At 69.3% G+C, this 4,262-nt stretch carries 5 protein-coding genes; all 5 read left to right on the plus strand.

Annotation, left to right across the window (positions count from 1 at the left end; all coding sequences use genetic code 11):
- A partial coding sequence (locus tag QR77_RS21590; protein ID WP_063798061.1) for a hypothetical protein occupies positions 1 to 863 on the plus strand: 863 nt, incomplete at its 5' end.
- A 141-nt stretch (positions 864 to 1,004) separates the two neighbouring features.
- Positions 1,005 to 1,757, plus strand: coding sequence for a DUF2993 domain-containing protein (locus QR77_RS21595; RefSeq protein WP_173476328.1), 753 nt, complete (start codon positions 1,005 to 1,007; stop codon positions 1,755 to 1,757).
- A 431-nt stretch (positions 1,758 to 2,188) separates the two neighbouring features.
- Entirely contained in the window at positions 2,189 to 3,028 is an 840-nt protein-coding gene (locus QR77_RS21600; protein WP_040023706.1) for a sulfurtransferase, read from the plus strand.
- A 50-nt stretch (positions 3,029 to 3,078) separates the two neighbouring features.
- Entirely contained in the window at positions 3,079 to 3,366 is a 288-nt protein-coding gene (locus QR77_RS21605) for a DUF1416 domain-containing protein (RefSeq protein ID WP_040023707.1), read from the plus strand.
- Positions 3,367 to 3,582: 216 nt separating this feature from the next.
- A complete protein-coding gene (locus QR77_RS48930) occupies positions 3,583 to 3,888 on the plus strand; it encodes a DUF3099 domain-containing protein (protein ID WP_040023709.1) in 306 nt (101 codons plus the stop codon).
- The last annotated feature ends 374 nt before the right edge of the window (positions 3,889 to 4,262 follow it).

Consider the following 4,262-nt stretch of genomic DNA (forward strand, 5'->3'; position numbering starts at 1 on the left):
CCGTCCCGGGAGCACCGGGCACCCCGGGCACCCCGGCGGCCGGCGCCCCGCTCACCGGCCCCGGCTCCGCCGGTTACAGCGCCCCCACCACCATGGGCAACGCCCGCATCACCGACGCCCAGCGCGCCCGGGCCGAGGGCCGCTCGCCGATCATCCCGCCCGGCATGCAGCCCGCCGGGCTCACCGCTCTGCTCGGCCTGCTGCTGGCCGGTGGCGCCGCGGTGGGCCCGTACGCGCTGATCGTGCCGCTCGTAGTGCTCCAGGCGGTCACGGCGGCCGGCTGGTTCCGGTTGAACGGCATGTGGCCGGCCAGACAGGGCATCGCGCTCGCTTTCCTGGGTGGGCTCGTCTCCGACGCCGCGCTGCTCATCGCGGGGAAGGACAACGCGCCTGCCGCGATCATCGGCACGCTCGGTGTCTGGGTGCTGCTCGTGGTGGTCCTCCAACTGCGCAGCCGCGCGGACGCCGACGAGCGGATGCAGGGCCTGATGGCCACCGTCGCCTCCGCCGCCCTCGCGATCCTCGCCACCGGCCATCTCGGTGCCCTCCCTGACGCGGTGATCGTGGGCGGGGTGGCGGTCGCCGCCGCCACGGTCGCCCGCGCGCTGCCGCTGCCGGCGATCGCCTCCGTAGTCGTGGCGCTGCTCGTCGCGGCCGGAGCGGGGTTCGTCGCGGGCGGCTTCACCGACCTGGGCTCCGGCGGCGCGCTGCTGGGCCTGGGCGCCGGAGTGTGCGCGCTGGTGGGGCTGCGCGCGGCGAGTTACGACTATCCGTCGCGATTCGTGCACATGACAGCGGGCGTGGCACTGCCGCTCACGGCCGCGGCCCCCGCCGTCTATCTGCTGGGCCGCGTACTGACCTGAGGCAGGCGCCTGCCTCAGGTCAGTACGCGGCAGCGGGCGCGGGAGCGGGCGGGGTCGGCCTGATCGCGGGGCCGTCACCCGCCCGGGTTAGGCTCACGGTCGTCAGGGGGCTGGTACGACCAGGGTGGGGGACACCGAGCAATGCGTGCACTGCGAATACTGCTGATTCTCGTAGTAGTTCTGGGCGGGCTCTTCGTGGCCGCCGACCGGCTGGCGGTGTCGTTCGCCCAGGGGCAGGTCGCGGACAAGCTCCAGCAGAGCCAGGGGCTCGATGCCAAGCCCGATGTGTCCATCAAGGGATTCCCGTTCCTCACGCAGATCGTGGGCGGCTCGCTGGACGAGGTCGACATCAGCCTCGGCAGTGTCAACGCCACGGCCGGCGGCCAGTCGGTGGTGGTGACCGATGTCCGGGCCGTGCTGAAGGACGTCGCGATCGACAGCAGCTTCTCGTCCGCCACGGCGGCCGAGGCGAACGGCTCGGCGCGCGTCTCGTACGCGGAGCTGGGCAAGTCGGCGCCCAAGGGCGCGACCGTCGGCTACGCGGGCCCCGACCGGGCCGCAAAGGGGCAGGTCAAGGTCTCGGGCCCGGTGACCGACGTACTCGAAGGCGCCGACATACCGGTTCCGGACCCCGTGAAGTCCCTGCTGTCGGGCAAGAAAATCACCGTCTACTGCACGGTGTCGCTGGCGGACGGCAACACGGCCAAGTTCAACGCGGTCGACGTCGACGAGCTGCCGGTGCCGGGCCTGGACGACCAGGTGAAGGGTCTGATCAACGCGTACAAGCTGAAGATCGACGGACTGCCGACGACCATCAAGCTCGACAAGGTCGCGGCGACGCAGGACGGCCTTCAGTTCACCGGCACGGGTACGGACGTCTCGCTCACAAGCTGAAGCCGGCTGTCCGGCTGTCAGGCCGACCGGCCTCCGGGGCCGACGGGCCCCGAACATCCCGAGCATCCCGAGCGGCCGAACGCCCCGGACTTTTCAGTCCGGGGCGTTTATCTCATATTCTGGGCGATCCCGTCTCACCATGCGACACACCGGTGACATGGGGACCGGGACGTCCTTACGATCGACTCCATGAAGCGTCAGGCGGATCTCACGAAGCGGCGGGCAGTAGACCTGTGCCGCGTCTCCGCCATGCTCTGTCGCACTTTCTGAGCGGGCTCTCCGGCATTTTCAGCCACGTATCGTCCCGCGTCCCCCGGGCCCTCGGACCACTGTCAGGGCCACCCCGCGCCGTACGCGGGCTTTCGTGCCTCGGGCCCGGAAGCCGCCCCCACGCACCATCTCGCCGCACACTGCCCCGGAGGAGAAACAGCATGAGCCGCAGCGACGTTCTCGTAGACGCTGACTGGGTCGAGGCCCACATCGACGACCCGAAGGTCGTCATCGTCGAGGTCGACGAAGACACCTCGGCGTACGACAAGAACCACATCAAGAACGCTGTGAAGATCGACTGGAAGTCCGACCTCCAGGACCCGGTCCGTCGCGACTTCATCGACCAGGAGGGCTTCGACAAGCTCCTCTCGGCCAAGGGCATCGGCAACGACGACACCGTCATCCTCTACGGCGGCAACAACAACTGGTTCGCGTCCTACGCGTACTGGTACTTCAAGCTGTACGGCCACGACTCCGTCAAGCTCCTCGACGGTGGCCGCAAGAAGTGGGAACTGGACTCCCGCGACCTGGTCGAGGCCGTCCCCTCGCGCCCGGCCACCTCGTACAAGGCCAAGGCCCAGGACACCTCGATCCGCGCCTTCCGTGACGACGCCGTCGCCGCGATCGGCACGCAGAACCTGGTCGACGTGCGCTCGCCCGACGAGTTCAGCGGCAAGCTGCTCGCCCCGGCGCACCTCCCGCAGGAGCAGTCGCAGCGTCCGGGTCACATCCCGTCCGCGCGCAACATCCCGTGGTCCAAGAACGCCAACGACGACGGCACCTTCAAGTCGGACGACGAGCTGAAGGAGCTGTACGCGGAGGAGCAGGTCGACCTGTCGAAGGACACCGTCGCCTACTGCCGCATCGGTGAGCGTTCCGCGCTCACCTGGTTCGTGCTGCACGAGCTGCTCGGTGTCCCGAACGTCAAGAACTACGACGGTTCCTGGACCGAGTACGGCTCGCTCGTCGGTGTCCCGATCGAGCTGGGCGCCGCCAAGTAGTCAGCGGTCCGTCGTCTGTCACAATCGCCCGATCCGGAGGACTGAACAGTATGTGTGGAGCAAAGGCCGGCGGCCCCGACGCCTCGACGATCAAGCCCGGTGAGACCACGATCCAGGGTTCCGTGACCCGCGACGGCGAGCCCGTCACCGGTTACGTACGCCTGCTCGACTCGACCGGTGAGTTCACGGCGGAGGTGCCCACCTCGGCCACCGGCCAGTTCCGCTTCTACGCAGCCGAGGGCACGTGGACCGTGCGCGCCCTCGTCCCCGGTGGCACGGCCGACCGTACGGTCGTCGCGCAGACCGGCGGCCTCTCCGAGGTCGCGATCGCTGTCTGAGTACCTCCGGTATCTGTCCGGTATCTCTCCGGTACCGTGACCGGCGCATTAGGCTCACACATGTGACCGGCCGAAGGGCCGCACCCCAGGGGGTTGGACGCTCTCACTGGACGGGGTGCGGCCCTTCGTGCCGTCCGCGTGCGGTCACTGCGGGTGTCGCCGCGTGCTGTCGCCGCGGGGTGTCCGTTTCGTGATGTTCGGACGTACGGTGGAGGCATGTACACACGGCGCCGTCGCGTCTATTTCATACTCATGGGCGGGTGTCTGTTTCTCTTCGTCTCCGCCTGGGCTTTCGTGCGTATCTGGTCGATCCCGGCCGCCGTCGGCCTCTGTGTGGTCGCTCTGGCCATCCCGCCGATCGCCGCGATGGTCGGTAACAGCAGGAGCAGGGACGACCGCTGGTGGGACGAGCCGAAGGACGACGAAGCCCCGCCGGACCGTAAGCCCGACGACTGGTCCGAGGACTGGTCGGGCGACCGGTCGGACGAGCGGGACGACAAGCACCGCCGTCGCCGTCAGTAGTTCTCGTTCAGTAGCGCTGGTTCCTCAGTTCTGGTTTCCCCTGACTCCCCGGACTCCCCTAACTTCTTGTTGTTTTCCTGTCGATTCGGGCCGGTGAGTCCGCCGCCGAATGGCTGTCTTCCGGGCGACACGCACGGACCCCGGTGGTCTTCTACGGGTGTGCGCCGCCCCGGCTTCCGCCGGGCGGGACCCGCCGCCGGCCGCTGTGCTCGGCGCGCGGAACACACCCTCCTCGTGACAGGAACTCCCTCATGCAGGTCCACCGCATTGCCGTCGCGTCCCTCGCCACCGGTCTGATCCTGCTCGGCGGTACGGGGGCTGCGTACGCGGCCCCGACCGCTCACGCCGCCCCCGGGGCCCCCGCCGACGCCGCG

The sequence above is a fragment of the Streptomyces sp. 150FB genome (assembly GCF_000818195.1).
Lineage (GTDB): Bacteria > Actinomycetota > Actinomycetes > Streptomycetales > Streptomycetaceae > Streptomyces.

What these genes read in the sequence shown, in the direction of transcription:
- QR77_RS48930 (WP_040023709.1), top strand. Translation starts at nt 3,583, where the DNA reads ATGTACACACGGCGCCGTCGCGTCTATTTCATACTCATGGGCGGGTGT.
- QR77_RS21595 (WP_173476328.1), top strand. Translation starts at nt 1,005, where the DNA reads ATGCGTGCACTGCGAATACTGCTGATTCTCGTAGTAGTTCTGGGCGGG.
- QR77_RS21600 (WP_040023706.1), top strand. Translation starts at nt 2,189, where the DNA reads ATGAGCCGCAGCGACGTTCTCGTAGACGCTGACTGGGTCGAGGCCCAC.
- QR77_RS21605 (WP_040023707.1), top strand. Translation starts at nt 3,079, where the DNA reads ATGTGTGGAGCAAAGGCCGGCGGCCCCGACGCCTCGACGATCAAGCCC.